This is a genomic window from Pseudomonas rosaeacicularis (assembly GCF_057128745.1).
In genome coordinates this window covers 14,946-41,108 of the sequence record NZ_JBSKHT010000020.1, presented here as the reverse complement: position 1 = coordinate 41,108, position 26,163 = coordinate 14,946, and the positions used below count along the sequence as shown (strand labels likewise).

The window sequence follows — 26,163 nt, the reverse complement described above, 5'->3', positions numbered from 1 at the left end:
TGAGGGAGTCTATCAGGCGGTGCAGACGCTCAAGCGTCAGATTTGCTGATAGCGATCACGGTCGGCGGCTTGGGCATTGGCCTGATTGATCGCACGCTGCGCCACCCAATGTTCCACCAGCTCACGAAGTTGCGACAGCTCGACTGGCTTGGCCATGTGCCCATCCATGCCCGATTGGCGGGCGCGATCCTTGTGCTCGGCCAGGATATGCGCGGTCAGTGCTACCACTGGCGTGCGCACGCGTTGATTACCGACCTCCCAGGCGCGCAGTTGCTGGGTCGCCGAAAAACCATCGAGGATCGGCATCTCGCAGTCCATCAGCACCAGGTCATAGTGCTGGGCTTTCATCGCGCGCAATGCTTCTTCGCCGTTGCTGGCGGTATCAGGCTGCAGGTTGAGCTTACCCAGCATGCCGCGAATGACCTTGGTGGAAATGCTGTTGTCTTCGGCCACCAGAATACGGAAGTCGCTCGGCACGTTGATTTCCGGGTTTGGCAGGGGCACAGGCAAATACGGCAACTGGCCTTTATTGCGTTGATTGAGCTCGTCCGCCAGCGTGGTTTTCAACGTATAGCCAGCCACCGGCTTGGCCAGAATGCGTTTGATCCCGGCATTGCGGGCGATGATTTTGCTCGGCGCGTTGCTGATGCCGGTCAGCATGACCAACAGAATGTCGTGGTTCAGGCTTGGGTCTTCTTTGATCTTGGCCGCGAGCTGCATGCCGGTCATGCCGGGCATGTTCTGGTCGAGCAGGACGATGTCGAAGTAATCGCGCAGATGAGCTTTGGTACGCAGCAGCGCCAGCGCCTCCTTGCCTGAAGGCACAGCGCTCACATTCAAGCCCCAGGCGCTGCATTGCTGGACCAACACCTTACGGCAGGTGTCGTTGTCATCGACTACCAACACCCGTGCGCCTTTGAGCGGGCCATCCAGATCAGCGGCTGGCTGCTCCAGACGATCAGGGTCCAGCGGCAGGCTCAGCCACAGCGTGCTTCCTTGATTGCTGCCGCTTTGAATGCCGAACTCGCCGTTCATCAACAGGATCAATTGCCGTGCAATGACCAGCCCAAGGTGGCCGCCGACCTTGCTCGCGGCCAGGAAATTCTTGCTGTGCAGCTCGGCATGGAGCAGGGCATCGCGCTCCTTTGGCGTCAGCGGCGAGCCGCTGTCCTGCACGGCAATGCGCAGACGCGGTTTGCCGCCGCGCGAATCCAGAGCGACGACCAGCAGAATCTCGCCTTCATCGGTCTTTTTCAGGGCGTTTTCCAGCAGGCTCAGCAGGGTCTGACGCAGACGGGTCGGGTCGCCGCTGATGACGCGTGGCACTTGCGGCTGAATGAAGCTGATCAGTTCGACACTTTGCTGCTCGGCTTTGGCGCGGAAGATGCTCAGGCAGTCCTCGATCATGGCGTTAAGATCGAACTGCACGTCGTCCAGCTCGATCTGTCCTGACTCAAGCTTAGAGATGTCGAGAATCTCGTTGATCAACGTCAGCAGCTCGTTGCCCGCGCTGTGAATGGTTTGCACGTAGTCGCGTTGTTTGACGGAAAGCGGCGTGCCCAACAACAACTCCGTCATGCCCAGCACGCCGTTCATGGGCGTACGAATTTCGTGGCTGATCTTTGCCAGAAACTCGGCCTTGGCGTTGATCTCGGCGGTGCTCGCCGCAAGTTCGCGACTGATGCTGAAGTTGTCTTCGGTGATGCTGCGATGGCGTTCGCTCAGGGCAATGCTCATCAGCAGCCCGCACAGGCAGAAGATTGCTAGCAAGCCGATGATCAGCTGTTGTGCCGGGATGTTGGTCAGCCACAGCAGCGCCGGAAGAATCACCAGGCATCCCAGGTTAAACACGATCATCGCGATGACGAACGGACGCGCCGGGGCATAGCCTTTTTGCAGGTGGTAAATGGACACCAGCGTAATGGCAAGTGTGGTGCAGGCCACCAGCAAAAAGGTCAGCACGTTGAGCGGCAGCGTGTCGACGAACAGCACCAGCAGTGCGCCGAACCCGATCACCAGCAGTGAGCCCATCAACAACCGATTCAATGCTTCGACACCGCGCTGCACAAAGAAACAATGGGCGAACAGCAGCCCGGTTGCCGCCGCCATCAGCAAAGCGATATGCGCGCTTGGCGTTTGGGCGATATGCCAATGGGTCAGCCACGGTGCCTGAAGGTTGAGCAGTAGCATGGCGCTCAAGCCCAGACAGGCTTCGCAAGCTGCGAGCCAAAGACTGCTGGGGGAGCGGGTTTGGGCGAATCGGGTAATGTTTTGCAGGATCAGCATGGCCAGCGAGCCGAAGAACAGCCCAAGCAGCAACGGCTGGCGTTCGTCCGCCGCAGCCGTGATGGCCGGCTGCAGCGAGATGCTGGGGCGCAGTTCCTGTTCGGATTTGAGCCGCAGGAAAATATCCAGCGGGCGATTGCTTTGCGGTATGGGCAGCAGGAAATCGAACGAGGGAAGCGGTTGAGCGGTTCGCGGAACATCGTTACCGGTGCGCGAGTGGTCAATCATCTGTTGGCCGTCGAGGACGTACATGTCGACGGTGGCAAGATCTGGCGCAAAGATGCGCAACAGCTGTTCGTGATCGGTCGGCGGCACCTGATAGTGCAACCAGAGCGCAGCCCCGCGGGGGGCCGCGCGCACCTGATCGAGCTGAACGGGGCTGAATTCGGTGTCGTAATGGGAGGAGCGAATATCGCTGAGTTGCAGATTGGCCTGGTCGTCGACGAGCGTCGACCATCCTGCACTGACCTCGGCGCCCGCCATGGGCGTGCAGAGCAAGGTCAGCAGTGTGACGATCAATCCTGTGGCAATCCTGAGCCAGCGCACGGCGAAATCCCTTCGTGAATGAAGCCATTATCTCTCGGCGGCACTGGAAGTTCAGGCAGGCATTTACCGCAAATGCCTGTCTGAGCGAGTCTTACTCCAGGTTTCCACCGTTTTCACGAGCAATGGCGCGGTAGCCAATGTCGGTACGATAGAAACAGCCTTCCCAATCAATCTTTGCTGCCAATGCGTAAGCCTGTTTCTGTGCCTCGCCAACGCTGTTGCCCAACGCTGTCGCGCACAACACTCGACCGCCTGACGTCACGACCTGACCGTCTTTAAGCGCCGTTCCTGCGTGAAACACTTTGCCCGGCAGGGTGGCCGCTGCGTCCAGCCCGCCAATCACGGTGCCTTTGGCATAGTCGCCCGGATATCCGCCTGCTGCCAGCACAATGCCAAGGCTTGGACGTGGATCCCACTGGGCTTCCACTTTATCCAGCGCCTGTGCCAGAGCCGCTTCAACCAGCAAAACCAGACTCGATTGCAGACGCAGCATGACCGGTTGGGTTTCAGGGTCGCCAAAGCGGCAGTTGAACTCGATAACCTTCGGGTTGCCAGCCTTGTCGATCATGAGACCAGCATAGAGGAAGCCGGTGTAAATGTTGCCTTCCTCAGCCATGCCTCGGACGGTCGGCCATATGACCAGATCCATCACCCGCTGATGGACCTCGGCAGTGACCACCGGTGCCGGGGAATATGCACCCATGCCGCCAGTGTTCGGGCCGCTGTCGCCGTCGCCGACACGCTTGTGATCCTGGCTGGTGGCCATGGGCAGAACATTCTTGCCGTCGACCATGACGATGAAGCTGGCTTCTTCGCCGTCGAGGAATTCTTCGATCACTACGCGCGACCCGGCGTCGCCAAATGCATTGCCGGCGAGCATGTCACGCACGGCATCTTCGGCTTCGACCAGCGTCATGGCGACGATAACGCCTTTGCCCGCAGCCAGACCGTCGGCCTTGATCACGATCGGTGCGCCCTTTTCGCGCAGGTACGCCAGCGCAGGCTCGATCTCGGTGAAGTTCTGGTAATCGGCGGTCGGAATCTTGTGACGCGCCAGGAAGTCTTTGGTGAACGCTTTCGAGCCTTCCAGCTGTGCAGCCGCTGCGGTCGGGCCGAAGCAGTCCAGACCACGGGAACGGAACAGATCAACCACGCCGGCCACCAAGGGTACTTCCGGGCCGACGATGGTCAGGGACACATTCTTCTCGGCAAAGTCGGCCAGTTGCTCCAGTGCGAGAACGTCGATGTCGACGTTCTCGCACTTCGCTTCCGTGGCCGAGCCAGCGTTGCCCGGCGCAACAAATACCTTCTGCACGCGAGGGTCCTGCGCAACTTTCCAGGCCAGTGCGTGTTCACGGCCACCGCTGCCGATGATGAGTACGTTCATTTGAAAAACCTCGATGACGCTAATTCTGTGTGGGGTCGGCTAGCGACCCTGTTCTGTAGGAGCCAACTTGTTGGCGAAGCGGTCGCCCTGCGTACACAGGAATATCGTTTCGCGAACAAGTTCGCTCCTACAGGGGACGTGCATTCAGTGCCGGAAATGACGCATCCCGGTGAAGACCATGGCGATGCCGGCTTCATCCGCGGCTGCAATCACTTCTGCATCACGCATCGAGCCGCCTGGCTGGATCACTGCGGTGATGCCGACTTTTGCTGCGTTGTCGATGCCGTCGCGGAACGGGAAGAACGCGTCCGAGGCCATGACTGCGCCCTGCACCTGCAAACCTGCGTGTTCGGCCTTGATGGCGGCGATGCGCGCGGAATTCACACGGCTCATCTGGCCTGCGCCGACGCCGATGGTCTGGCGATTCTTGGCGTAGACGATGGCGTTGGATTTGACGTACTTGGCGACTTTCCAGGCGAAGATCAGGTCATGGATTTCCTGTTCGGTCGGGGCACGCTGGGTGACGACTTTCAGGTCATCGGCGCTGATCATGCCGATATCGCGGCTCTGCACCAGCAGGCCACCGTTGACGCGTTTGTAGTCCCACGCCGCGCCACGCTCGGCGGCCCATTGGCCGGTGGTCAACAGGCGAACGTTGGTTTTGGTGGCGATGACAGCCTGAGCTTCAGCGCTGACGCTCGGCGCAATGATGACCTCGACGAACTGACGCTCGACGATAGCCTTGGCCGTCTCAGCGTCCAGTTCGCGGTTGAACGCGATGATGCCGCCAAAGGCTGATTCGCTGTCGGTGGCGTAAGCCAGTTCGTACGCCTGACGAATGCCGCCTTCGGCATCCAGCGCAACCGCCACGCCGCACGGGTTGGCGTGTTTGACGATGACGCAGGCTGGCTTGACGAAGCTCTTCACGCATTCAAGCGCAGCGTCGGTGTCGGCCACGTTGTTGAACGACAGCTCTTTGCCTTGCAGTTGGGTCGCAGTGGCGATGCCGACTTCGGCTGGCTTGGCCTCAACATAGAACGCCGCGCTCTGGTGCGGGTTCTCGCCGTAGCGCATTTCCTGCGTTTTGATGAACTGGCTGTTGAAGGTGCGCGGAAACTGGCTGCGACCTTCTGTGCTCAAGGTTTCAGCCGACAGATCGACGCTGCCCAGGTAGTTGGCGATCATGCCGTCGTAAGCTGCGGTGTGCTCGAACGCCTTTAGCATCAGGTCGAAACGCTGGGCGTAGGTCAGGCCGCCGGCTTTCAGGCTTTCAAGCACCTGCGCGTAGTCGCCTGCGTTGACCACGATGGCCACGTCTTTGTGATTCTTTGCAGCGGAACGGACCATGGTCGGGCCGCCGATGTCGATGTTCTCGATAGCGGTCGGCAGGTCGCAGCCCGGCTTGGAAACAGTGGCTTCGAAGGGGTAGAGATTGACTGCAACCAGGTCGATCGGCTTGATGCCGTGCTCGCTCATGATGGCATCGTCGATGCCGCGACGGCCGAGGATGCCGCCATGGATTTTCGGGTGCAGGGTCTTGACCCGACCGTCCATCATTTCTGCGAAGCCCGTGTAATCCGCGACTTCTACCGCAGCAACGCCGTTGTCCTTGAGCAGCTTGAAGGTGCCGCCGGTGGACAGAATTTCGACGCCCAGGGCTTCGAGTTCGCGGGCGAATTCAAGGATCCCGGTCTTGTCGGATACGCTGATCAAGGCGCGGCGGATCGGCAGGCGAGTAGTCTGGTCGGTCATCTCAACTTCCATCAAAAGCAAAAAGAGTCAGCAAAAAAAACGACCGCAGGGGACTGAGGTCGCTTTTCTGTTTTGAATGCTTACAGCAGATCGTACTGCTTGAGTTTCTTGCGCAACGTGCCTCGGTTCAGTCCGAGCAACTCGGAGGCCTTCGTCTGGTTGCCCTTGACGTAGTTCATCACGCACTCGAGCAATGGGGCCTCGACTTCCGAGAGCACCAGATTGTAGACGTCAGTGACGGCAGCACCTTCAAGGTGAGCAAAATAATTGTGCAGCGCCTTCTCAACGCTGCCACGCAGGGTTTGACCCTCTTCGCTCGGCGTGTTGAGGTGCTGTTTCAAATTTACGTTGTCGCTCACGGGTGTCGTTCCACTCACTAAAGTCTCTGTCATCATCGTCATGCGGCCACCTCTTGTTCGTCCCCTGCATCCGGGCTTTTATCTCGTTCAAGGAAGAACTCCCGAACGTTGGCGCACTGTGCTTCCCTATCTTCCAAACGATTGAACTGGGCGCGAAACTCCCTGGCGCCCGGCAAGGTTGCGAGATACCAGCCGACATGCTTGCGCGCAATCCGCACGCCCAGCACATCGCCATAGAAAGTGTGAAGCGCAGCCAGATGCTCTAGCAGAATGCGTTCCACTTCACTGAGCTGCGGCGCAGGGAGTTTTTCCCCGGTGCGCAGGTAGTGTTCTATCTCGCGAAAAATCCACGGTCGCCCTTGGGCAGCCCGACCAATCAATAACCCGTCGGCGCCGGTCGCGTGCAGCACGTGCCGGGCTTTTTCGGGTGAATCGATGTCGCCATTGGCGAATACAGGAATGGACACCGCCTGCTTGATCGCAGCAATCGTGTCGTATTCCGCTTCCCCGGTGTACAGATCTGCACGGGTTCTGCCATGTACCGCCAGCGCAGTAATGCCTGCTTGCTCGGCGATTTTGGCGACCGTGAGACCATTTTTGTTCGCCCGGTCCCAGCCGGTGCGAATCTTCAGCGTGACCGGTACATCGACTGCGCCAATGACGGCCTGCAGGATTTCGGTCACTAGCTGTTCGTCCTTCAACAACGCGGAGCCGGCAGCCTTGTTGCAGACCTTCTTTGCCGGGCAACCCATGTTGATGTCGATAATTTGTGCGCCAAGTTCAACGTTCGCACGTGCGGCATCTGCGAGCATTTGCGGGTCTCCACCGGCGATCTGTACCGAGCGCGGCTCGGGATCACCTTCGTGGATCATGCGCAGTCGCGATTTGCGACTGTTCCACAGGCTCATGTCACTGGTGACCATCTCCGAGACCACCAGGCCTGCGCCGAGTTGGCGACAAAGCTGACGAAAAGGCTGGTCGGTGACTCCTGCCATCGGGGCAAGGATCAAGCCGTTTTGCAATGTGTACGGACCGATGCGTACCGCCGACATAGGGTGTGCCTGTTGTGGGGCCGAATCACGAGGTCTGGTCTGAAAAATGCTTCTTGAGCAATTCAGCCGGGACCCAGAGTATGAAAAAGGGTGGGCATGATACCCGCTCTCGATGACTGGATAAAGGCTGAATTGGATAAAATCTGAACAGCTGATGGGTTATCGCAAACAGTTCGTTTGGAGTGCGCAATGTCATAAAACTGTCGTCGTCTTTTGGGCAAGCCCGTGCTGCATTGCAGTGCGCTGGAACCGTGCCCGGCAAGCCCTGTTTTTACTCGGGCGAGCGAAAGCTCAAGCTGTAATTCACCGCTTTAGTGCCCGGATCCAGTACGTCCAGTGCGATGTGGATGGGCGTCTGCGGTGGCATTTCATCCTTGCCCGCCAGTTCGCCGCTCAAATATTCGGCCGGTTTGAACCGACGATTGGCAACGGACTGACCACCGGCGTCGGCGAATTTCAATTCCAGGACAGGGAAGGGCTGGGGAAAGGAGGCGCGGTTATAGATGATGGCATCGACCACCAACGCGCCTTGAAACTCAGGATGGCTGCGCACCACCAGGTTGCTGCTTTTGAGCAGCTTGATATCGACCTTGGCTGGCACCTTGCAGCCAACCTGCGGGCAAATCTCCTGGAACAGTGTTCGATACTGGTCCTGCCGCGCCAGTTCTTCGAAGTGATACCACACGTATTGGCCTGCCAGGGCTCCGAGCGCTATCAGCACCAGCAAGAGCAGTAAAATGCGGCGACCCCAGCGAGGCTTGGGTTTTTGCCAGTCCAGTTGCAGCGGATCGTCCATCAGGTCGCGCAACGCTTCATCCCGCAGTCCGGGCTCGTTACGGCCGCGCTTGTTGCGCGGTAATGGTTGCGGTTGTTCGTCGTCGGTCTCAAGGCGAGCGTCGTCGTCGAGGGCCGAGAAGCGTTGGGGTTTGCTCAGGCCAAGCTCTTCGTCGTCGTGCCGGTGTCTGAAATCGCGGCCTTGGTCCACGTCGTGGGGATTTTGCGCATCGCGTTCGATGAACACGGTTTGCTTGCCGGGCGCGTCATCGAAGTCGTCCGGTCCAGACGAAAACGATGGCTCCGTGCGGTTGTCATCGCGCTTAAAGTCGTGCTCGTCGTGCTCGAAAGGCGCTTCCAGAAGCGCGTCGTCGTCATGCTCATCGATGACCTGAACCTTGAGCTCGGGGAGATGGTCGACGTCATCGTTGGTCAGCGCTTCGTTCCAGTGATCGTGGGCGGTGTCGGCATCGCCGCGATGTGCACTCATGGGTGCAACGTGATCAATGTCCCGATGGTGACTGGCTTGCCCGAATGTCTCGGGCAGCTGGATTTCCCTCTGCTCGAGTCGTGCCAGTTCGACGTCAAGATCGTCCAGGTCCAGGCTGTCGAGGTCCAGTTGCCGCGTTTGAGTCTTGATGATGGGCTGCTTGGACTCGGCGACCGGTTCTGGCGTTGGTGCTGGTTGGTCTGCGAGAGCTAGTGGCGGGGGAGCCAGTACCGGCAGGGCAGTCGGCGATTCTGCGGGCAGGGCAATCGAGGGGGGCGGTTCTTGCCGGGGAGTGGCAGCTGCAGTAGCTTGAGAGCCCGCGCCGCGTTGCTCCAGCAGTTGCTTCGCTGCGTTGAACACCTGAAGGCATGAGCCGCAGCGAACGACGCCGCGGGCCACGCTCAATTGGGCGTGACTGACACGAAAACTGGTCTGGCAGTGCGGGCACTGAGTGACGAAACTGTCGGTCATGCGGGTATCCGGGGGTTCAAGCGAGCGCCTTAGGGTAGTTGACGAATGTGTTAGCCGTTAACGACGGCGGCCAGTGATGCGCACCCAGCCGTCGCGATTGGCGATCGGGTCAAGGTCAAACGTCTCGGCATACGCAGCAGCCACATCCTCACCTTGTTCAGCGAGGATGCCGGACAGCGCCAAACGGCCACCGCTTTTCACCAGCGTTGCCAACTGAGGCGCCAAAGACACCAGCGGGCCTGCAAGGATGTTAGCTACAAGCACATCGGCCTGCTCGGGCGGCAGGTCTTGCGGAAGGTACAGTGGAAAGCGTTCTGGCGCGATGTTGTTGCGACCGGCGTTGTCGCGCGAGGCCTCTAGCGCCTGCACGTCGATGTCAGTCCCGACTGCCAGTTTTGCGCCCAGCAGCAGGGCCGCGATGGCGAGGATGCCAGAGCCGCAACCGAAATCCAGCACGTTGCAGTCTTTGAGTTCCTGACCGTCGAGCCATTCCAGGCACAGCGCGGTCGTCGGGTGAGTACCTGTGCCAAACGCCAGACCCGGATCGAGCAGCAGGTTCACTGCCTCAGGCTCGGGCGCCGCGTGCCAGCTCGGCACAATCCATAGGCGGTGACCGAAGCGCATCGGTTGGAAATTATCCATCCAGCTGCGCTCCCAGTCCTGATCTTCGATCACTTCGTGCATGTGCTCGGGCAGTTCGGCGCCGGTCAGCAGTTGCAGGTGAGCGAGGACCTGATCGGCGTTGGTGTCTGCTTCGAACAGGGCCAGCAGATGGGTGTGCGACCACAGCGGGGTGGTGTTGAGTTCAGGCTCGAAAATCGGTTGATCTTCAGCGTCCATGAAGGTCACGGACACGGCGCCGACTTCGAGAAAGGCGTCTTCGTAGGTTTCGGCTTGTTCTGGGCTGATGGCGAGACGGACTTGCAGCCAAGGCATGGCGGATTACCTTCGAATAAAAAAATTGATTGGCGGCACGAAGCCCCGAAGACCGGCAAGTTTACGGGTTTCGTGAAAAACAACAAAGCGGTTGCAGAGCGCGCAGCTTTCAAGAACGCCGTAAATTCCTGTAGGAGCGAACTTGTTCGCGAGGCGTTCTGCCTGACACACCGTCTCGCCAACAAGTTGGCTCCTACAGAATGTTTGGCGCCGTGCACAAACAACAAAGCCGCTCGAAAGCGGCTTTGTCGATCTGGAGCGGTTGGCTAAAGAATCAATGTTTCTCTTCGGCCAGCTTGTGTTCCAGGTAGTGGATGTTGACGCCGCCTTCGCAGAAGCCTTCATCACGGGTCAGATCACGGTGCAGCGGGATGTTGGTCTTGATCCCGTCGACCACGATTTCGTCCAGGGCGTTACGCATACGCGCCATGGCTTCGTCGCGATCCTTACCCCAAGTGATCAGTTTGCCGATCAACGAGTCGTAGTTTGGCGGAACCGAATAGCCACTGTACAGGTGCGAATCGACGCGAACGCCATTGCCGCCTGGTGCGTGGAAATGCTTGACCTTGCCCGGGCTCGGCATGAACGTTTTCGGGTCTTCGGCGTTGATCCGGCATTCCAGCGCGTGACCATGAATGACCACGTCATCCTGGGTAAACGACAGCTTGTTGCCAGCGGCGATGCTGAGCATCTCCTTGACGATGTCGATGCCAGTGACCATCTCTGAAACCGGGTGCTCGACCTGAACACGGGTGTTCATTTCGATGAAGTAGAAGCGACCGTTCTCGTAAAGAAACTCGAACGTGCCCGCGCCACGGTAACCGATGTCGATGCATGCCTTGACGCAGCTGGCAAATACAGCCTGGCGCGCTTCTTCGTCGATGAACGGTGCCGGCGCTTCCTCAAGCACCTTCTGGTGACGACGTTGCAGCGAGCAATCGCGGTCGCCCAGGTGGATCGCCTGGCCTTGACCATCGGAAATGACCTGCACTTCCACGTGACGTGGGTTAGTCAGGTACTTCTCCAGATAGACCATTGGGTTACTGAACCAGGCAGCCGCTTCGGCGCGGGTCTGCTTGGCCGCTTCGATCAGGTCTTCCTCTTTGTGCACAACGCGCATGCCGCGACCACCGCCGCCGCCAGCGGCTTTGATGATCACCGGATAGCCGACTTCGCGACCGATGCGCAGTGCGGTTTCTTCGTCTTCAGGCAGTGGGCCGTCGGAACCGGGAACGGTTGGGACGTTGGCGCGTTTCATGGCGTCTTTGGCCGAAACCTTGTCGCCCATCAGGCGAATGGTGTCAGCTTTAGGGCCGATGAAAGCGAAACCGGATTTCTCCACCTGCTCGGCGAAGTCAGCGTTTTCTGCCAGGAAACCGTAGCCTGGGTGAATCGCCGTCGCGCCAGTCAGTTCGGCAGCCGAGATGATTGCCGGAATGTTCAGGTAAGACAGGTTGGCGGGTGCCGGACCAATGCAGACGGTTTCGTCTGCCAGGCCAAGGTGCATCAACTCGCGGTCTGCCGTGGAGTGAACCGCGACAGTCTTGATGCCCAGCTCTTTACAGGCACGCAAGATGCGCAAGGCAATTTCGCCGCGGTTGGCGATCAGAACTTTTTCCAACATCGCAGGCTCTCCCCGGTTCAAACGATGGTGAACAGCGGCTGGTCGTACTCAACCGGCTGACCGTTTTCTACCAGGATGGATTCGATCACGCCGCTGACCTCCGCTTCGATGTGGTTCATCATTTTCATCGCTTCGACGATGCAAATGGTGTCGCCTTTCTTCACGGTCTGGCCAACTTCAACGAATGCAGGGGAAGTCGGAGCCGGGGTGCGGTAGAACGTACCGACCATTGGCGACCTGACGACAGTGCCGTTGAGTTTCGGAGCCGAAGGTGCTTCTGCTGCAGCGGCAACCGGAGCGGCCGGAGCAGGCGCTGCAACTGGAGCTGCCATTGGCGCGGGGGCGTAATACTGCTGCGCTGGAGTCTTGCTGTGACGGCTGATCCGAACGGATTCTTCGCCCTCACGGATTTCCAATTCGTCGATGCCGGACTCTTCCAGCAATTCGATCAGTTTCTTGACTTTACGGATATCCATCAATCATCAACTCCCAGGGGTCGGTCAGGGGTATTTGGCAGCCGGTTAGGCTGTGCGGCTCAGCTTCAGGCTTCGCCGGTCACGCCTTCGAACTTATGGCCACTTGTTCCAGGGCAGCCTCCAGGGCCAGTCGGTATCCGCTGGCGCCAAGGCCGCAGATCACACCTACAGCAACATCTGAAAAGTAGGAGTGATGGCGGAAAGGTTCGCGCTTGTGCACGTTGGACAGGTGCACTTCGATGAATGGGATGCTCACTCCCAGCAGCGCGTCACGTATTGCAACACTGGTGTGCGTAAAAGCCGCCGGATTGATCAAGATGAAATCCACACCTTCATCGCGGGCTGCATGAATTCGGTCGATCAATTCGTACTCGGCGTTGCTTTGCAGGTACATCAGATGGTGGCCAGCATCGCGAGCGCGCTGTTCCAGGTCCTGATTGATCTGGGCCAACGTGATCGCGCCGTAGATCCCAGGTTCCCGGGTACCCAGCAGGTTCAGGTTAGGTCCATGAAGAACCAGAAAAGTCGCCATCAGTTGTTCCTTGTGTTGAGCGCTGTGCTTGCGCGCACTTCAGTTGCGGGCATTAAATGCGCAGCGACTATGCCGCAAACCGCATTGCACTGTCCAGTTAACCGCAATAGCCAGCACGATGCCCGATGTTCGCGCAAAATTTGTGACTAAGCTGCTAAATTTGGTCATTGGCTCTAGATAGGCGCTCTGAGAAGCCTTCGACGTCGATTTCGCCGACGACGCGCACATTTGTCAGCTCGTTCCCGTCTTTTCCGAAAAACAGCAGCGCTGGTGGCCCGAACAGTTTGTAGTGATCGAGTTTTGCTCGCTGCTCTGCATTGCTGTCGGTCATGTCGAAACGGATGAGTCGATAGCCTTTGAGTTGATCGACGATCTTCGGGTCCGGTAGCACTTCATGTTCGATCACTTTGCAGCTGATGCACCAATCAGCATAGAAATCGAGCAGCAGCGGTTGCCCTGCGTTCTTTGCATCACCGAGCGCCTGGTCCAGCTGCGCTGCCGTTGTGACAGTTTGCCATTGCGATGCTGTGGCGCTGGCTGCGGTGCCGGTGTTCAGCACCGATTGTGGCCGACCCAGTGGCCGCAAAGGATCACCCTGGCCGCTGAATGCGCCGTACCAGCACGCCAGAGCGTAGACCAGGAGAAACAGGCCGAGCAGTTGCGCCAGCCGTCCGCGGGCAGTTTTGACTGTGAGCTCCAGCGCACCGAGGAACAGCGCGATGCCAGCGCACAGCAGACCGATCAGCAACAAGGTGATAGGGCCAGGGATCACTCGGCTGAGCAATCCAATAGCCAGGGCTAGCAGTAAAACGCCAATGGCGTTCTTGACCGAGACTAACCACGGTCCGCTTTTTGGTAGCCATGCCGCGCCACCCGTGGCGACTAGCACCAATGGCGCACCCATGCCCAATCCCAATGCGAACAGCTTGAGCGACCCTCCGACGGCATCGCCGCTTGCGCTTATATAAAGCAGGGCGCCAGCCAATGGCGCGGACACGCATGGCGAAACCAGCAGGCTCGAAACCACGCCCAAGACCGCAGCCCCCCACAACGAGCCGCCTTTGGTGTTGCCGGCGATGCGGTCCAGGCGGTTGCTGACCGATTGCGGCAGACGCAGTTCGAACAGACCGAACATGGCGATGGCGAACACCACAAAAAACAGAGCAAAAGGCACCAGCACCCAGGCCGATTGAAGTCGCGCCTGCAAGTTGAGGCTGGCGCCAAACATGCCCATCAGGGCGCCGAGAACGGCGAAGCAGACCGCCATCGGTAGCACGTAGGCCAGCGAAAGAGAGAAGCCGCGCAGGCCGCCGATCTGTCCGCGTAAAACGACGCCGGACAGGATAGGCAACATCGGGAGAACACAAGGGGTGAAGGTCAGGCCGATACCAGCGAGGAAGAACAGCGCCAGTTCTTTCCATGTGAAAGCGGCCGTGGAGGAGGGCGCAGATGTCGCTTCGGGAGATGCGGAGGCAGCGCCGCCGATGCTCAGGCGCTCGGTTTCCGGTGGATAACAAAGGCCTTTGTCAGCGCAGCCCTGATAGGTCACGACCAGTGTGAAGGCGCGGTTATCGCCTGGCTTGAGTGGCAGATCGATGTCGAGAATACCGTGGTAGACCTCGACGTCGCCAAAGTACTCGTCGTGCTTCTTTTCCCCGTCAGGCAACTGCGCAGCGCCCATGCCTATGTCGGCGGGTTCGGTCCGAAACTGGAAGCGATGGCGATACAGGTAATAGCCTTCGGTAGCGACGAAACGCAACTTGATCGACTCAGGCGTGGTGTCGATCAGGTTCAGCTGGAAGGCCTCGCGAACTGGCAGAAAGTCCTTGCTGTTGTCGAACGTTGTGCCACCCAGCGTTGCGTTGGGACGGCTGTCCAGCAGACTGGCCCCCATGACGGGCAATGCAAGGATCAACAGCAATAGACAAAGCAGGCGGCGCATGGCGGTCTCGCATCACGGAAGTTCGCGCATGATAGCGGAGTGTTTCCAGGTGTGCAGGGTGCGCGGGTGTGAGAGGGTGTTTCGGGGTAAGCGCCGATGTCCAAATGGGCGGGACCCGGATGCAGCGGCGGGTCTATACCCGGCATCAATGTCCAAAATGGCGCAAGACCCATGTGGGAGCGGACCTGTCCGCGAATGCAGTGTTTCAGGCGGTAGAAATCTGTTGGATGTACCGGCCCCTTCGCGGACAGGTCCGCTCCCACGGGATTTGCGTCAGCTCTGGATTCGCCTGGTCCGACCTTTTCGCGAGCAAGCTCCCTCCCACAATGTCCTCTGAAAACCGGATGTCGTCATATGCAGGGTCTGTTGGAGCGAGGCTTGCCCGCGAAGCTAACGCCTGGGTTTTACCTGACACTGCGCGTCGTCAACTGCGCGGGCAAGCCTCGCTCTAACAGGTTTGCGCCGGGCGCGGATGTTGGTAACTGATTCAAGCCTCGACGGGGATATCTGTAACGGGTCTATGCCCTGCGCCCTGCTTGCATGGTCATCTCGCGAATGAATTCGCTCCTACAGAGGGGGGATGACGATATCTGTCACCGATGAGGACCAACGTGGGAGCGGACCTGTCCGCGAATGCAGTGTTTCAGGCGGTAGAAATCTGTTGGATGTACCGGCCCCTTCGCGGACAGGTCCGCTCCCACGGGATTTGCGTCAGCTCTGGATTCGCCTGGTCCGACCTTTTCGCGAGCAAGCTCCCTCCCATAGGGCGCTCAGAAAAACCGGATACCGCGAGGTGCCGAAAAGGTTGGAGCGAGGCTTGCCCGCGAAGTTGGCGCCTGGGGTTTACCTGACACTGCGCGTCGTCAACTTCGCGGGCAAGCCTCGCTCCAACAGGTTCGCGTGGCTTTTGTCTCCGGTTTAAAACGTAGAGGATTTTTCCAATAGCACCGTTTGCCGACGCGATGATGCTTTTGTTGCTTGGCGAGGGGTGGCTACAGAACCGGATCAGTCGAAAAATATTTCGACGGAGCAATCATTTCCAGCTTTGCATGCACCTGATTTCTGCCCGCGTGTTTGGCTCGGTACAGTGCATCATCGGCCTGCGAGGCGAGCATCAGCGCGTCGTCGTGCGGGCGCAGTTCAACCACCCCGGCACTGAAAGTGCAGAACAAATCCATCGGTTGCGCGGGGTAATGGATTTCCGCGAACCGACGACGAATCTCATCGAGCACTTTAAAAGCCGCATTGATTTCGGTGTCCGGCATCACCACCGCGAATTCTTCGCCGCCGTAGCGTCCGATGTAGTCGGTCTTGCGCAGCCGCTGCTTGAGAAACAGCGCCAGGCTCTTGATCACACGGTCGCCCATAGGGTGCCCATGGCTGTCGTTGACCTTCTTGAAATGGTCAATGTCCAGCATCGCGAAGCTCAGAGGCTTGTTTTCGCGCTGCGCACGAAAGCTGCAATCTTCGAGCAACTGCAGAATGTGCGTGTGGTTGTACAGGCCTGTGAGGCTGTCGCGGACCATGCGCGCCTTGAGATTGCGCGCCCTGGCCGCGCGGTTGCGCACGGTAGTAATCAAATGCCGGGGCTTGATCGGCTTGGTCAGGAAGTCGTCGCCGCCCTCGCTCATCGCATCAAGCTGTTTGTCGAGGTCATCCTCAGCCGACAGATAGATGATTGGCACGCTGACGTAACGGTCGTTGTGGCGAATCACCTTCGCAAGCTCAGTGCCAGTACATCCCGGCATATACATATCAAGGATGATCAAGTCTGGCTGGAAATCAGCCAGTTCGGCCATGGTCTGGATTGGATCGAACAGCGTGCGCGTGACGATGCCGGCGCCATTGAGCAAGCGCTCGGTGTGGGTGGCCTGCGCGCGCGAGTCGTCGATGATCAGCACCTTATAAGGCTCGTACTGCGCGACTCGGGTCAGTATTTCGATCTTCTCCAGCAGGCTCGAAGCCTCCAGCGTGCCGGTCAGAAACTCTTCGCCACCGGCTCGCACGGCGGCAAGACGAGTAGGCGTATCGGTGTCGTGAAGGCTGAAAAACAGCAGCGGCAATTTTTGCTCAAGCCCCTCCTGCATTTGCGCCGCCAGTTTTAGACCCTGACCCGGGCCCTCGAAATCGACATCCATCACAACCGCCGCTGGCAGACGCTCGGCCAGGGTTGCGTGAAAGGCATGGGTGTTGTCCAGCGATTGCGCGCTCAGGCCGAAGAATTCCAGCTGCTTGGCCAGTCGTTCGCCGCGTTCGTGGTCTTGCAGCATCACGTAAATCGGTTTGCGCAAAGGCGGCAGAGCCAGTTGCTCAATACGATCGCCGTGGCGCAGGCCCGTGCGGGACAGCCGCTGCATCAGCCGGTTGAGGTCAGTAATCAGCGCGCTGCTGAGGCGACCGCGGTTGGCTTCAACTTCTTCAAGTGACTGCTCGATGCTGCGCGCCAGTTGCGCATGCTCGGCTTGTTCGAACCGTTCGGCAAAGCGCAGAAGACGCGTATTGGCTTCGACCAGTTCCGCCATGTCCGCTGCCGACCACTCGCTTTGTTGCAGGCGCTGCCACACCTCAAGTATCTGGCGGGCTTGATGAATAACGCGCTGGGCAAAGTGGTGCTTGAGACGGTTGTGGCTCGGATCTGCTGGCTCGGTCATATCCTGACTACTTATAGGGGAGGCCCCGATATAAATGGTGGCGCTATGCTAGCACCAACTTATGCGCACGAGGGCGCCATGGGTCATTTATTCACCATTTTCGGCGTATTTGGACGTCAAATAGGCAACAACCTCAGCAAGGCCCGGGCCATGTTCGGCCGAAAAAATTGCGGGTGGTCGATAGACTCCTCAGGGTGAGCCCTAGGAAGCATCGCTGATGATTTAGCAACGCTGTGCGGCATGGCGCCCGTTGAATCGTCAGTTACGCAAATGGAGCATGTGCCGCGTTCCTGCGAAACGCACCTTGCTGTAAGGTTGCGGTCGAAGCACTGAATTCTGCGATTGAAAGGACAAGGCCATGCTGGATTGGAAGAAACGCGCGGGCAGCGCGGATGAACGTGTCGATACCTCGTCGACGTCGACAGTGAAGACCCGCGGTTACTTGGGTGGTCTGCTGTTCAGCAAGGCGCTGGGCATTGTGGTTGGGCTGTATTTGCTGGTGACGATTGTTCTGGGTTGGTGGTGGAGCAGTGAGCCGCCGCTGTTCCCGGTTCAGCAACAAGCGCAAGCCGCCGCCGAGCGCGAAGGCAAGCAGATGGTGATCGGCTACACCACCGTTGAAACGCTCAAAACCGTCGCTTCGACCTTGGTCGACAAGCGCGGTGGTTACTTGTCCAACGACCGTTTCCCTCCAGGTCTGTGGCTCGACAACATCCCGAGCTGGGAATATGGCGTATTGGTTCAGGTGCGTGATTTGAGCCGAGCGCTGCGTAAAGACTTCGCCCGTTCCCAGTCGCAATCGGCAGAAGACGGCGATCTGGCCCGTGCCGAGCCGCTGTTCAACTTCGATAACAAAAGCTGGATCTTGCCTTCGAGCGAATCCCAGTACCGCGATGGCATCACTGCCTTGAGCCGTTATCAGGCACGCCTGTCCGATCCGAACCAAAAGGGCGCGCTGTTCTATACACGCGCTGACAACCTGAACAACTGGCTTGGCGATGTCGGCACCCGTTTGGGTTCGCTGTCACAACGTCTGTCGGCAAGTGTCGGTCGCGTCAAACTCAACAGCACCCTGAAAACCGAGGCGCAGTCCACGGTCACCGTCAAACCGGGCGAAGTGCCGCAGGTTGACGAAGAAATCGTCGAAACCCCGTGGATGCAAATCGACAACGTGTTTTATGAGGCTCGTGGCCAAGCCTGGGCGCTGTCCCATTTGCTGCGTGCCATTGAGGTCGATTTCGCTGATGTGCTGGCGAAAAAGAATGCAACGGTGAGCGTGCGTCAGATCATCCGCGAACTGGAAGCCTCTCAGGAGCCGATGTGGAGTCCGATGATTCTCAACGGCAGCCCGTTCGGCGTATTGGCTAACCACTCGCTGGTCATGGCCAATTACTTGTCCCGTGCCAACGCAGCCGTTATCGACCTGCGCCAGCTGCTGTCCCAAGGCTGATCGGTGGCCTTCTCCGATAAGGAGGCCGCACATCGCGCCGCCTCCGACGCCGAACAGATCGCTTGGGTCGATCACAACGATGAGCTGCTCGGCTCGCTGCCTCGCGCGCAATTGCGCGAGCGTGGCTTGATCGGCCGCGGCACTTATATCCTGCTGTTCAACTCCGCTGGCGAGATGTGTGTTCATCGGCGCACGTTGAGCAAAGCGATCTATCCCGGCTATTGGGATGTCGCGGCGGGCGGGATGGTCCAGGCCGATGAAACCTACGCCGAATCGGCCGCGCGTGAGCTGGAAGAAGAGCTGGGGGTGGGCGGTGTAACGCTCACAGCTCATGAGCAGTTCTTCTTCGATCAGCCGGGTAACCGGATCTGGTGCGCCGTCTTTTCAGCGGTCTGGGACGGGCCTTTGAAGCTGCAGCCTGAAGAGGTGATCGAAGCGCGGTTCATCACCGTCGAGGAGGTGCTGCGTGAAACCCTCGAAAAGCCTTACTGCCCGGACTCTCTGGCTGCCTTGAAGCGCTATCTGGAGCAGGTCGCGAATGATGAGTAAATTGGCGCATATTGGCTCTTAGCAACAACGGTTTTTGCCGTTACACTGCGCGACCTTTTTCAGGCTGGACCCCTCACCCGGTCCAGCTGCGCTGCCCCTGCCTGAGTGGGGCTTCGCGGTCGACGCTCGTCGGCTAATCTTTGGTCCTCAAGAAGAGGATTGCTCGTGGCTAAAAAAGCCGCTTCCTTCGCCGCCCTCGGTGGCCTGGTGTTTTCAACTGACGCCGGACGTCACTGTCCTGAATGCCGTCAGCCCATCGACGCCTGTATCTGCAAAAGCACACTGATTCCTGCCGGAGACGGCATTGCCCGCGTTCGTCGCGAAAGCAAAGGCCGTGGCGGCAAGACTGTGACCACAGTGACCGGCGTGCCCGTGACCGAAGACGCCCTCAAAGAACTGGCCACGACGCTCAAGCGCCGATGCGGCACCGGAGGGGCGCTCAAGGAAGGGGTGATCGAGATTCAGGGCGATCATGTCGAAACATTGCTGGCAGAGTTGGTCAAGCTGGGTTTCAAGGCGAAAAAGTCCGGCGGCTGATCTCAGCCCCGGTATCCCTCGCGCATTTTCTACACTGTCGATTTGTAAACTATGGCTTGCCCATCGGGTCTACTGCCCACAGCGAGCTGGCGACAAACCGTCATTTGCACTCTATACACTGCGCCCAGCCGTCTTGGCCCTGCGCTTTATGACTTTATATAGGGGACTTCGATGTCCGCACGACGCACACGTAAAGACGATGGCAGCCAATGGACCGTGGCCGACAGCCGAAGTGTCTACGGCATCCGCCACTGGGGAGCCGGATATTTTGCAATCAGCGAAGCCGGCCGCGTAGAGGTCCGCCCCAACGGGCCGTCCAGTTCACCCATCGATCTTTACGAGCAGGTCGATCAGCTGCGCAAGAGCGGCCTGTCCCTGCCATTGCTGGTGCGCTTCCCGGACATCCTTCAGGATCGAGTGCGCCAGCTGACCGGTGCGTTCGACGAGAACATCGCGCGCCTTGAGTACCAGAGCCAATACACCGCGCTGTACCCGATCAAGGTCAACCAGCAAGAAGCCGTGGTCGAAAACATCATCGCCACGCAGAACGTGTCCATCGGTCTGGAAGCGGGCTCCAAGCCTGAGCTGATGGCCGTGCTGGCGCTGGCGCCCAAGGGCGGAACCATCGTCTGCAACGGCTATAAGGACCGCGAATTCATTCGTCTGGCCTTGATGGGTCAGAAGCTGGGCCACAACGTCTTCATCGTCATCGAGAAAGAATCCGAAGTCGCGCTGGTGATCGAAGAGGCCGCCGAGCTTAAAGTGGCGCCGCAGATCGGGCTTCGTGTGCGTCTGTCTTCGCTGGCGTCGAGCAAGTGGGCTGACACCGGTGGCGAGAAATCCAAATTCGGTCTGTCTGCCGCGCAATTGTTGTCAGTGGTTGAGCGCTTCCGTCAGGCGGGTCTGGATCAGGGCATTCGCCTGCTGCACTTCCATATGGGTTCGCAGATCGCCAACCTGGCGGACTACCAGCACGGTTTCAAGGAAGCGATTCGTTACTACGGCGAGCTGCGCAATCTTGGTCTGCCGGTGGACCACATTGACGTCGGCGGCGGTTTGGGCGTCGATTACGACGGTACTCATTCGCGCAACGCCAGCTCCATCAACTACGACATGGACGATTACGCCGGTGTCGTGGTGGGCATGCTCAAAGAGTTCTGCGACGCGCAAGGTTTGCCGCATCCGCACATCTTTTCCGAAAGCGGCCGCTCCCTAACCGCGCACCACGCCATGCTGGTGATTCAGGTGACCGACGTCGAGCGCCATAACGACGAAGTACCGGAAATCACCGACAAGGAAAGCCTGCCGGAAACGCTGCAGTGGCTGATCGACTTGCTCGGCCCGACCGACATCGAGATGGTCACCGAAACCTACTGGCGCGCGACCCACTACATGAGTGACATCGCCACGCAGTACTCGGACGGCAAGTTGACCCTGGCCGAAAAAGCCTTGGGCGAGCAGTGCTATTTCGCCGTATGCCGTCGCCTGCACAACTCGTTGAAAGCGCGTCAGCGTTCGCATCGCCAGGTGCTCGATGAACTCAACGACAAGCTGGCAGACAAGTACATCTGCAACTTCTCAGTGTTCCAGAGCCTGCCAGATACATGGGCCATTGATCAGGTGCTGCCGATCATCCCGCTGCATCGCCTGGACGAAGAGCCGCTGCGTCGTGCCGTGCTGCAAGACCTGACCTGCGACTCCGACGGCAAGATCAATCAGTACGTCGACGAGCAGAGCATCGAAACCAGTCTTCCGGTCCATGCCCTGAACGAAGGCGAGGACTACCTGCTTGGTGTGTTCCTGGTCGGGGCTTACCAGGAAATTCTGGGCGACATGCACAACCTGTTCGGTGACACCGATTCGGTGAACATTTACCAGAACCCGGACGGCAGCGTTTACTCAGCCGGGATCGAAACCCATGACACCATCGAAGACATGCTGCGCTACGTGCACTTGTCGCCGGAAGAACTGATGACCCATTACCGGGACAAAGTTGCCAGCGCCAAGATCACCCCGCGCGAGCGCACCCAGTACCTGGACGCCTTGCGTCTTGGCCTGACGCGGTCTTCTTACCTGTCGTCGTGATGCTCTCGGCGATATGAAGAACGGGCCCCTGTGGCCCGTTTTTTTATGTCGGCCTACGGCTAGTTTGTGTGCTTTATCTCTTTGTTCTGTAGGCAACGTCCTATTCCTCGTTTGTGATGCTATTCGATGGCGCTTCTCGGCCAGAATCGCCGGCCCATTCGCGCGCAGCAGACGAGGCCGTTCTTCCCCATGACCATTACTGAACATAATTGTCACTTTCGTCTGGACTCCATCCACTTCATGCGCTCGCTGGAAGTGATGACGTTCCAGGGCACTGAAGCCATCAATAAACCCTTCTCCTTTGAAGTCCAGGCGGTCAGCTTTCATGGCGAACTGGATTTACAGAAGTGCCTGTTCGGCGAGGCCTATCTGAGCTCGAAACTGCCAGGTATCGGTTTTCATGCGCAGATCCAGAGCATTGGCCGCAGCAATACCGGACCGGGCCCGGCGCATTACCGGATCACCTTGGGTCCACGGGTCGGCTGTCTGGCCCATCGCTACAACCAGCGCGTGTTTCAGGACATGCCCGCTAAGGCGATCATCCGCAAAGTGCTGCGCGAACACGGCATTCATGAGCACAGTTATTGCTTTGAGCTGAACAGGGGATACGAAGAAATTGAGTTCTGCGCCCAGCACGGCGAGACCGATTTGCAATTGCTGGATCGGTTGTGCGCAAGGGAAGGGTTTTACTATTACTTCCAGCATTCCTCCAACCAGCACCTGATGGTGTTCAGCGATGATTTGCGTCATACCCGTCCAATCACGTCAGTGCATTTCGAAAGTCAGTTCGTGCGGGGCGAAATCAGTCAGTTCGAGAAGAGCCGCCTTGGCAGCACAGGTTCGAAAGCGCCTGGGGCCATGCAGGTCAAAGGCGCCAGCGCGTTGTACTTTTTGCGTGCGGGTACGCAGCTGCCAATGACCGGGCACCCCGACCACTCGTGCAACCAGGCCTGGCTGCTGACGGAGGTTCATCACAGCGGGCTGCAACCTCAATTTCAAATGGGCGTCGTGGCGCCGGTTTATCTGAATACCTTTACGGGCGTGCAAGCGGCGTTTGGTCTGCCAAAGAACAAGGCAAAGTCGGCTTCGCGCAGAATCGGGTTGCAGCGTGCCAGGGTTGCGGGCGCTTTGTTCGATGAGGCCCTGCGCGATCACGAAGGGCGAATCAAGGTTCGCTTCGACTGGGGGAATCACGGCGACGGGGCGCGCTATACCGATTGCTGGTTGCCGCTGGAGGCCCCCCTTGAAAGTGCTCACGTGCAGTGGTGGGGCGGCATGGAGGTGGTGGTGCGCTTCGTGGACGGCGACCGCGATCAACCCCAAATCATCGATTACCTATACGACCCTGACATCAGTCCGCGTAATCCGGCAACTGTGTCACGCGGGCCCATGTCGATACCGCCCACTCCCCGACCCTGCGTCACCACTCGCCTGGACCCAGAGCAGTTCCTGGGCACTACGCAGCAGATTCAGCTGGACGATCTGACGCTGCACCTGGACCGCTCAAACCAGCTGAATTTCAGCGTCGGTAACAGCCACGTCAACATCAGCAGCGACGGCGTGACGCTAATCAGTCCCAACATCGTGATGAACGCTCACACACCTGCTGAAGGCGACGGCGCGAATGGCGAAGAGGATGGAAAAAACCGGTAACTATTGCGAAGGGACACAGTCGTACTTTCTGTGGGCTCGCCGGACCGGCGTCCACTTCTGTAGGAGCGAACTTGTTCGCGAAGCATTCTGGCAGACACACCGCGCTCGCCGCTTCGCCAACAAGTTGGCTCCTACAGCCGACGTTCTGGCCCCCATCCTCTGCGAGCAAACGATGATCAAACTGGCGCTAAAAACGATATTCATTGGCTGGTTAATGACATTGTTGATGGCCTGCTCGCCGTTGAAAGTGCTCAACGCTTTTACCCCGGGCAGCACATTCGTCAGAGCGCCGGACCTGGCGTATGGCCCGGACCCGCGCAACAAGCTCGATGTCTACACGCCGAACGACGTCGCACCCAACGCGCCGGTAGTGGTGTTCTTTTACGGCGGCAGCTGGAACAGCGGATCGCGCGCAGACTACGCCTTTGTTGGAGAGGCCCTCGCGTCTCGGGGGATTGTCGCTGTGCTGGCCGATTACCGGCTTTATCCGCAGGTGCATTATCAAGGGCTGCTCCAGGACAGCGCACAAGCGGTTGGCTGGACCCGCCAGCACATTCGTCAGTACGGCGGTGATCCGTCGAAACTCTATGTGATGGGCCACAGTGCTGGCGCCTATAACGCAGCGATGCTGGCGCTTGATCCCAAGTGGCTGGCGGCGGCGGGAATGTCGCCGTCCATGTTCAAGGGCTGGATCGGGCTGGCCGGGCCTTATGATTTTTTACCGATCGAAAACCCGGACGTGAAGCCGGTATTTTACTTTCCCAATTCACCGCCAGACTCCCAGCCGATCAACCATGTCAGCGCTGCTTCCCCGCCTGCGTTGTTGATTGCCTCCACCGGCGACACGCTGGTCAACCCGCAGCGCAACACCGGCGGCATGGCCACGCGTTTGCGCGATCAAGGCGTGTCGGTGCGGGAGCTGTACTTTTCGCGTACCAACCACGGCACGTTGGTCGGTGCATTTGCGCGGCCCTTACGCAGTCTCGCCCCGGTGCTGGAAGAGGTAGCGGCGTTTATTCATGCGCAGGATCAGGCACAGGCTCAAGCGGTGTCGCTCAACCGTTGAACCAGGCGCCGCTGCGATTGAGCTTCAGCGCCACATAGCCCAGCGTCAGCGCGCGCAGTGCCATGAACAGCAGGAAGGTCAGCCACAGACCGTGATTGCCAAAGCCCATGCTCAACCACGCAAAGGGCGCGATCAGCACCAGATTGACCAACATCGTATTGCGCATGTCCCTGGCGCGTGTGGCGCCGATGAACAGGCCATCAAGCAGGTAACTCCAGACCGCAACCAGTGGCAGTAGCGCCAGATACGGCAAATACCTGAACGCGATTTCCCGCACCTCCGGGATATCGGTCTGCATCGACACGAACAGATGGCCAAAGCAGAGGAAGAACACCGCGAACGCCACGCTGCATATCAGTGACCAGCCTCCTGCAACGTTCATCGAGCGGCGAAGTTCTTCGCGATCACCAGCGCCGATGGCATGGCCGCACAGCGCTTCCACAGCATGCGCCAATCCATCCAGCGCATGCGCCGTCAACAGCAAACCGTTCAGCAGCAGCGCGTTCGCCGCTACCGTCGCATCGCCCAGTCGTGCGCCTTGTACCGTGATCAGGAAAAACACTGATTGCAGCACGAGGCTGCGAATGAAGATGTCGCGATTGACCGCCAGCAATGGACGCCAGTTGTGCCAGTACTTTAGCGCCGCCCAAGCGACTTGGCCGGGAAAGGCGTGCAGGGCTTTTTGCGTCAGCGCAAGCCCGACCAGCGCGCCCAGCCATTCCGCTGCCACCGACGCGCGGGCCGAGCCAACCACGCCCCAATCGAGCCCCAGTACAAACCACAGATTGAGGATGATATTGACGATGTTGGTCGTCAGCAAAATGGCCAGCGAGGCCTTGGCGTTCTGCGTGCCGAGAAACCACCCCACCAGCGCGTAGGTCGCCAGCGCCGCTGGCAGGCCGAATAAACGGGTGTGAAAGAAAGTCTGCGTGAGTGCGTTCAGGTCTTCCGAAGGTTGCATCATCTGGATCGCCAGATGCAGGAACGGCAGGCCGATCAGCCCCAGCAGCAGTGAAAAAACCATCGCCAGCAACAGCCCTTGCAACAAGACCTGGCGCAGGGCCGCACCGTCATGGCGCCCCGCTGCCTGCGCTGCGAAACCGGTAGTGCCCATGCGCAGAAAGCCCATGGCCCATGCCAAAAAACTGTACAGCGTGCCGCCAACCGCCACCGCGCCGAGTTGATGCGCATGGGGCAGATGGCCGATGACGGCGCTGTCCACCAGTGTCACCAGTGGCACGGAAATGTTCGACAGAATCATCGGCGCCGCCAGACCCCACACGCGAGAATGTGTGGCGCGGTGACGCCAGTCATTGGCAAAAGTAGACATGCAGGCTCCCGGGAAGGGCGGCATTGTAGCGGGATTCAGGTGCTCAGTTCCCGGTCTCCTTTTGTCGCGTATTTGGATGCGATCAAGACACGTGGGAGCGGACCTGTCCGCGAAGGGGTCGGGATATTCGACAGATACCTCAGCGTCTGGAGGATTGCATTCGCGGACAGGTCCGCTCCCACGGGGTTGATGTTCGCCGCAGTCTGGCGCGGTAA

At 59.0% G+C, this 26,163-nt stretch carries 19 protein-coding genes; 6 read left to right on the top strand and 13 right to left on the bottom strand.

Going from position 1 to position 26,163, the window contains the following annotated elements; translation table 11 throughout:
- Nucleotides 1-36: 36 nt before the first annotated feature.
- From ACWKWM_RS23950 to ACWKWM_RS23895, 12 genes are all read right to left on the bottom strand, one after another.
- Nucleotides 37-2,832: a hybrid sensor histidine kinase/response regulator gene (locus tag ACWKWM_RS23950; RefSeq protein ID WP_483848527.1), complete on the bottom strand. Its 2,796-nt coding sequence runs from the start codon at nucleotides 2,830-2,832 to the stop codon at nucleotides 37-39.
- A 91-nt stretch (nucleotides 2,833-2,923) separates the two neighbouring features.
- Nucleotides 2,924-4,219 carry a phosphoribosylamine--glycine ligase gene (gene purD / locus ACWKWM_RS23945; RefSeq protein WP_483848526.1) on the bottom strand — a complete coding sequence of 432 codons (1,296 nt, stop codon included), beginning with the start codon at nucleotides 4,217-4,219 and terminating at the stop codon, nucleotides 2,924-2,926.
- Between the two features lie 144 nt (nucleotides 4,220-4,363).
- Entirely contained in the window at nucleotides 4,364-5,971 is a 1,608-nt protein-coding gene (gene purH / locus ACWKWM_RS23940) for a bifunctional phosphoribosylaminoimidazolecarboxamide formyltransferase/IMP cyclohydrolase (RefSeq protein ID WP_483848525.1), read from the bottom strand.
- 80 nt (nucleotides 5,972-6,051) lie between these two features.
- Entirely contained in the window at nucleotides 6,052-6,372 is a 321-nt protein-coding gene (gene fis, locus ACWKWM_RS23935) for a DNA-binding transcriptional regulator Fis (protein ID WP_007907419.1), read from the bottom strand.
- A complete protein-coding gene (gene dusB / locus ACWKWM_RS23930) occupies nucleotides 6,369-7,382 on the bottom strand; it encodes a tRNA dihydrouridine synthase DusB (RefSeq protein WP_483848524.1) in 1,014 nt (337 codons plus the stop codon). The genes fis and dusB overlap by 4 nt, the downstream gene beginning before the upstream one ends.
- A gap of 271 nt (nucleotides 7,383-7,653) precedes the next feature.
- A complete protein-coding gene (locus ACWKWM_RS23925; protein ID WP_483848523.1) occupies nucleotides 7,654-9,117 on the bottom strand; it encodes a DUF3426 domain-containing protein in 1,464 nt (487 codons plus the stop codon).
- Nucleotides 9,118-9,174: 57 nt separating this feature from the next.
- A complete protein-coding gene (gene prmA, locus ACWKWM_RS23920) occupies nucleotides 9,175-10,053 on the bottom strand; it encodes a 50S ribosomal protein L11 methyltransferase (protein ID WP_483848522.1) in 879 nt (292 codons plus the stop codon).
- 274 nt (nucleotides 10,054-10,327) lie between these two features.
- On the bottom strand, nucleotides 10,328-11,677 hold the full coding sequence (gene accC, locus ACWKWM_RS23915) for an acetyl-CoA carboxylase biotin carboxylase subunit (RefSeq protein WP_483848521.1): 1,350 nt from the start codon (nucleotides 11,675-11,677) through the stop codon (nucleotides 10,328-10,330).
- A 17-nt stretch (nucleotides 11,678-11,694) separates the two neighbouring features.
- Entirely contained in the window at nucleotides 11,695-12,153 is a 459-nt protein-coding gene (accB, locus tag ACWKWM_RS23910) for an acetyl-CoA carboxylase biotin carboxyl carrier protein (protein ID WP_483848520.1), read from the bottom strand.
- 79 nt (nucleotides 12,154-12,232) lie between these two features.
- Nucleotides 12,233-12,685 carry a type II 3-dehydroquinate dehydratase gene (aroQ, locus tag ACWKWM_RS23905; RefSeq protein WP_483848519.1) on the bottom strand — a complete coding sequence of 151 codons (453 nt, stop codon included), beginning with the start codon at nucleotides 12,683-12,685 and terminating at the stop codon, nucleotides 12,233-12,235.
- A 154-nt stretch (nucleotides 12,686-12,839) separates the two neighbouring features.
- The gene (locus tag ACWKWM_RS23900; RefSeq protein ID WP_483848518.1) at nucleotides 12,840-14,627 is read right to left on the bottom strand and encodes a protein-disulfide reductase DsbD; all 1,788 of its coding nucleotides are present in this window, start codon (nucleotides 14,625-14,627) and stop codon (nucleotides 12,840-12,842) included.
- 992 nt (nucleotides 14,628-15,619) lie between these two features.
- Nucleotides 15,620-17,278 carry a diguanylate cyclase gene (locus tag ACWKWM_RS23895; RefSeq protein ID WP_483848517.1) on the bottom strand — a complete coding sequence of 553 codons (1,659 nt, stop codon included), beginning with the start codon at nucleotides 17,276-17,278 and terminating at the stop codon, nucleotides 15,620-15,622.
- A 358-nt stretch (nucleotides 17,279-17,636) separates the two neighbouring features.
- On the opposite strand from ACWKWM_RS23895, the gene ACWKWM_RS23890 reads away from it, so the two are divergent.
- The 6 genes from ACWKWM_RS23890 to ACWKWM_RS23865 all read left to right on the top strand — a co-directional run bounded on the left by ACWKWM_RS23890 (nucleotide 17,637) and on the right by ACWKWM_RS23865 (nucleotide 24,618).
- A complete protein-coding gene (locus ACWKWM_RS23890) occupies nucleotides 17,637-18,728 on the top strand; it encodes a DUF2333 family protein (protein ID WP_483848516.1) in 1,092 nt (363 codons plus the stop codon).
- 3 nt (nucleotides 18,729-18,731) lie between these two features.
- Nucleotides 18,732-19,277: an NUDIX hydrolase gene (locus tag ACWKWM_RS23885; RefSeq protein WP_483848515.1), complete on the top strand. Its 546-nt coding sequence runs from the start codon at nucleotides 18,732-18,734 to the stop codon at nucleotides 19,275-19,277.
- A gap of 165 nt (nucleotides 19,278-19,442) precedes the next feature.
- Nucleotides 19,443-19,814: a translation initiation factor Sui1 gene (locus ACWKWM_RS23880; RefSeq protein WP_483848514.1), complete on the top strand. Its 372-nt coding sequence runs from the start codon at nucleotides 19,443-19,445 to the stop codon at nucleotides 19,812-19,814.
- Nucleotides 19,815-19,985: 171 nt separating this feature from the next.
- A complete protein-coding gene (speA, locus tag ACWKWM_RS23875) occupies nucleotides 19,986-21,899 on the top strand; it encodes an arginine decarboxylase (RefSeq protein ID WP_483848513.1) in 1,914 nt (637 codons plus the stop codon).
- Between the two features lie 189 nt (nucleotides 21,900-22,088).
- Nucleotides 22,089-23,552 (top strand): type VI secretion system Vgr family protein, encoded by a 1,464-nt coding sequence (locus ACWKWM_RS23870; RefSeq protein WP_483848512.1) that lies wholly within the window; start codon nucleotides 22,089-22,091, stop codon nucleotides 23,550-23,552.
- Between the two features lie 172 nt (nucleotides 23,553-23,724).
- Nucleotides 23,725-24,618, top strand: coding sequence for an alpha/beta hydrolase (locus ACWKWM_RS23865; RefSeq protein WP_483848511.1), 894 nt, complete (start codon nucleotides 23,725-23,727; stop codon nucleotides 24,616-24,618).
- Here the strand turns inward: ACWKWM_RS23865 and ACWKWM_RS23860 are convergent.
- Nucleotides 24,608-25,948, bottom strand: coding sequence for an MATE family efflux transporter (locus ACWKWM_RS23860; RefSeq protein ID WP_483848510.1), 1,341 nt, complete (start codon nucleotides 25,946-25,948; stop codon nucleotides 24,608-24,610). The genes ACWKWM_RS23865 and ACWKWM_RS23860 overlap by 11 nt on opposite strands.
- Between the last annotated feature and the right edge of the window lie 215 nt (nucleotides 25,949-26,163).

Excerpts from the sequence above, each read along its gene's own strand:
- purD (WP_483848526.1), bottom strand. The coding sequence starts at position 4,219 with ATGAACGTACTCATCATCGGCAGCGGTGGCCGTGAACACGCACTGGCC.
- purH (WP_483848525.1), bottom strand. The coding sequence starts at position 5,971 with ATGACCGACCAGACTACTCGCCTGCCGATCCGCCGCGCCTTGATCAGC.
- fis (WP_007907419.1), bottom strand. The coding sequence starts at position 6,372 with ATGACGATGATGACAGAGACTTTAGTGAGTGGAACGACACCCGTGAGC.
- dusB (WP_483848524.1), bottom strand. The coding sequence starts at position 7,382 with ATGTCGGCGGTACGCATCGGTCCGTACACATTGCAAAACGGCTTGATC.
- ACWKWM_RS23925 (WP_483848523.1), bottom strand. The coding sequence starts at position 9,117 with ATGACCGACAGTTTCGTCACTCAGTGCCCGCACTGCCAGACCAGTTTT.
- prmA (WP_483848522.1), bottom strand. The coding sequence starts at position 10,053 with ATGCCTTGGCTGCAAGTCCGTCTCGCCATCAGCCCAGAACAAGCCGAA.
- accC (WP_483848521.1), bottom strand. The coding sequence starts at position 11,677 with ATGTTGGAAAAAGTTCTGATCGCCAACCGCGGCGAAATTGCCTTGCGC.
- accB (WP_483848520.1), bottom strand. The coding sequence starts at position 12,153 with ATGGATATCCGTAAAGTCAAGAAACTGATCGAATTGCTGGAAGAGTCC.
- aroQ (WP_483848519.1), bottom strand. The coding sequence starts at position 12,685 with ATGGCGACTTTTCTGGTTCTTCATGGACCTAACCTGAACCTGCTGGGT.
- ACWKWM_RS23900 (WP_483848518.1), bottom strand. The coding sequence starts at position 14,627 with ATGCGCCGCCTGCTTTGTCTATTGCTGTTGATCCTTGCATTGCCCGTC.
- ACWKWM_RS23895 (WP_483848517.1), bottom strand. The coding sequence starts at position 17,278 with ATGACCGAGCCAGCAGATCCGAGCCACAACCGTCTCAAGCACCACTTT.
- ACWKWM_RS23890 (WP_483848516.1), top strand. The coding sequence starts at position 17,637 with ATGCTGGATTGGAAGAAACGCGCGGGCAGCGCGGATGAACGTGTCGAT.
- speA (WP_483848513.1), top strand. The coding sequence starts at position 19,986 with ATGTCCGCACGACGCACACGTAAAGACGATGGCAGCCAATGGACCGTG.
- ACWKWM_RS23870 (WP_483848512.1), top strand. The coding sequence starts at position 22,089 with ATGACCATTACTGAACATAATTGTCACTTTCGTCTGGACTCCATCCAC.
- ACWKWM_RS23865 (WP_483848511.1), top strand. The coding sequence starts at position 23,725 with ATGATCAAACTGGCGCTAAAAACGATATTCATTGGCTGGTTAATGACA.
- ACWKWM_RS23860 (WP_483848510.1), bottom strand. The coding sequence starts at position 25,948 with ATGTCTACTTTTGCCAATGACTGGCGTCACCGCGCCACACATTCTCGC.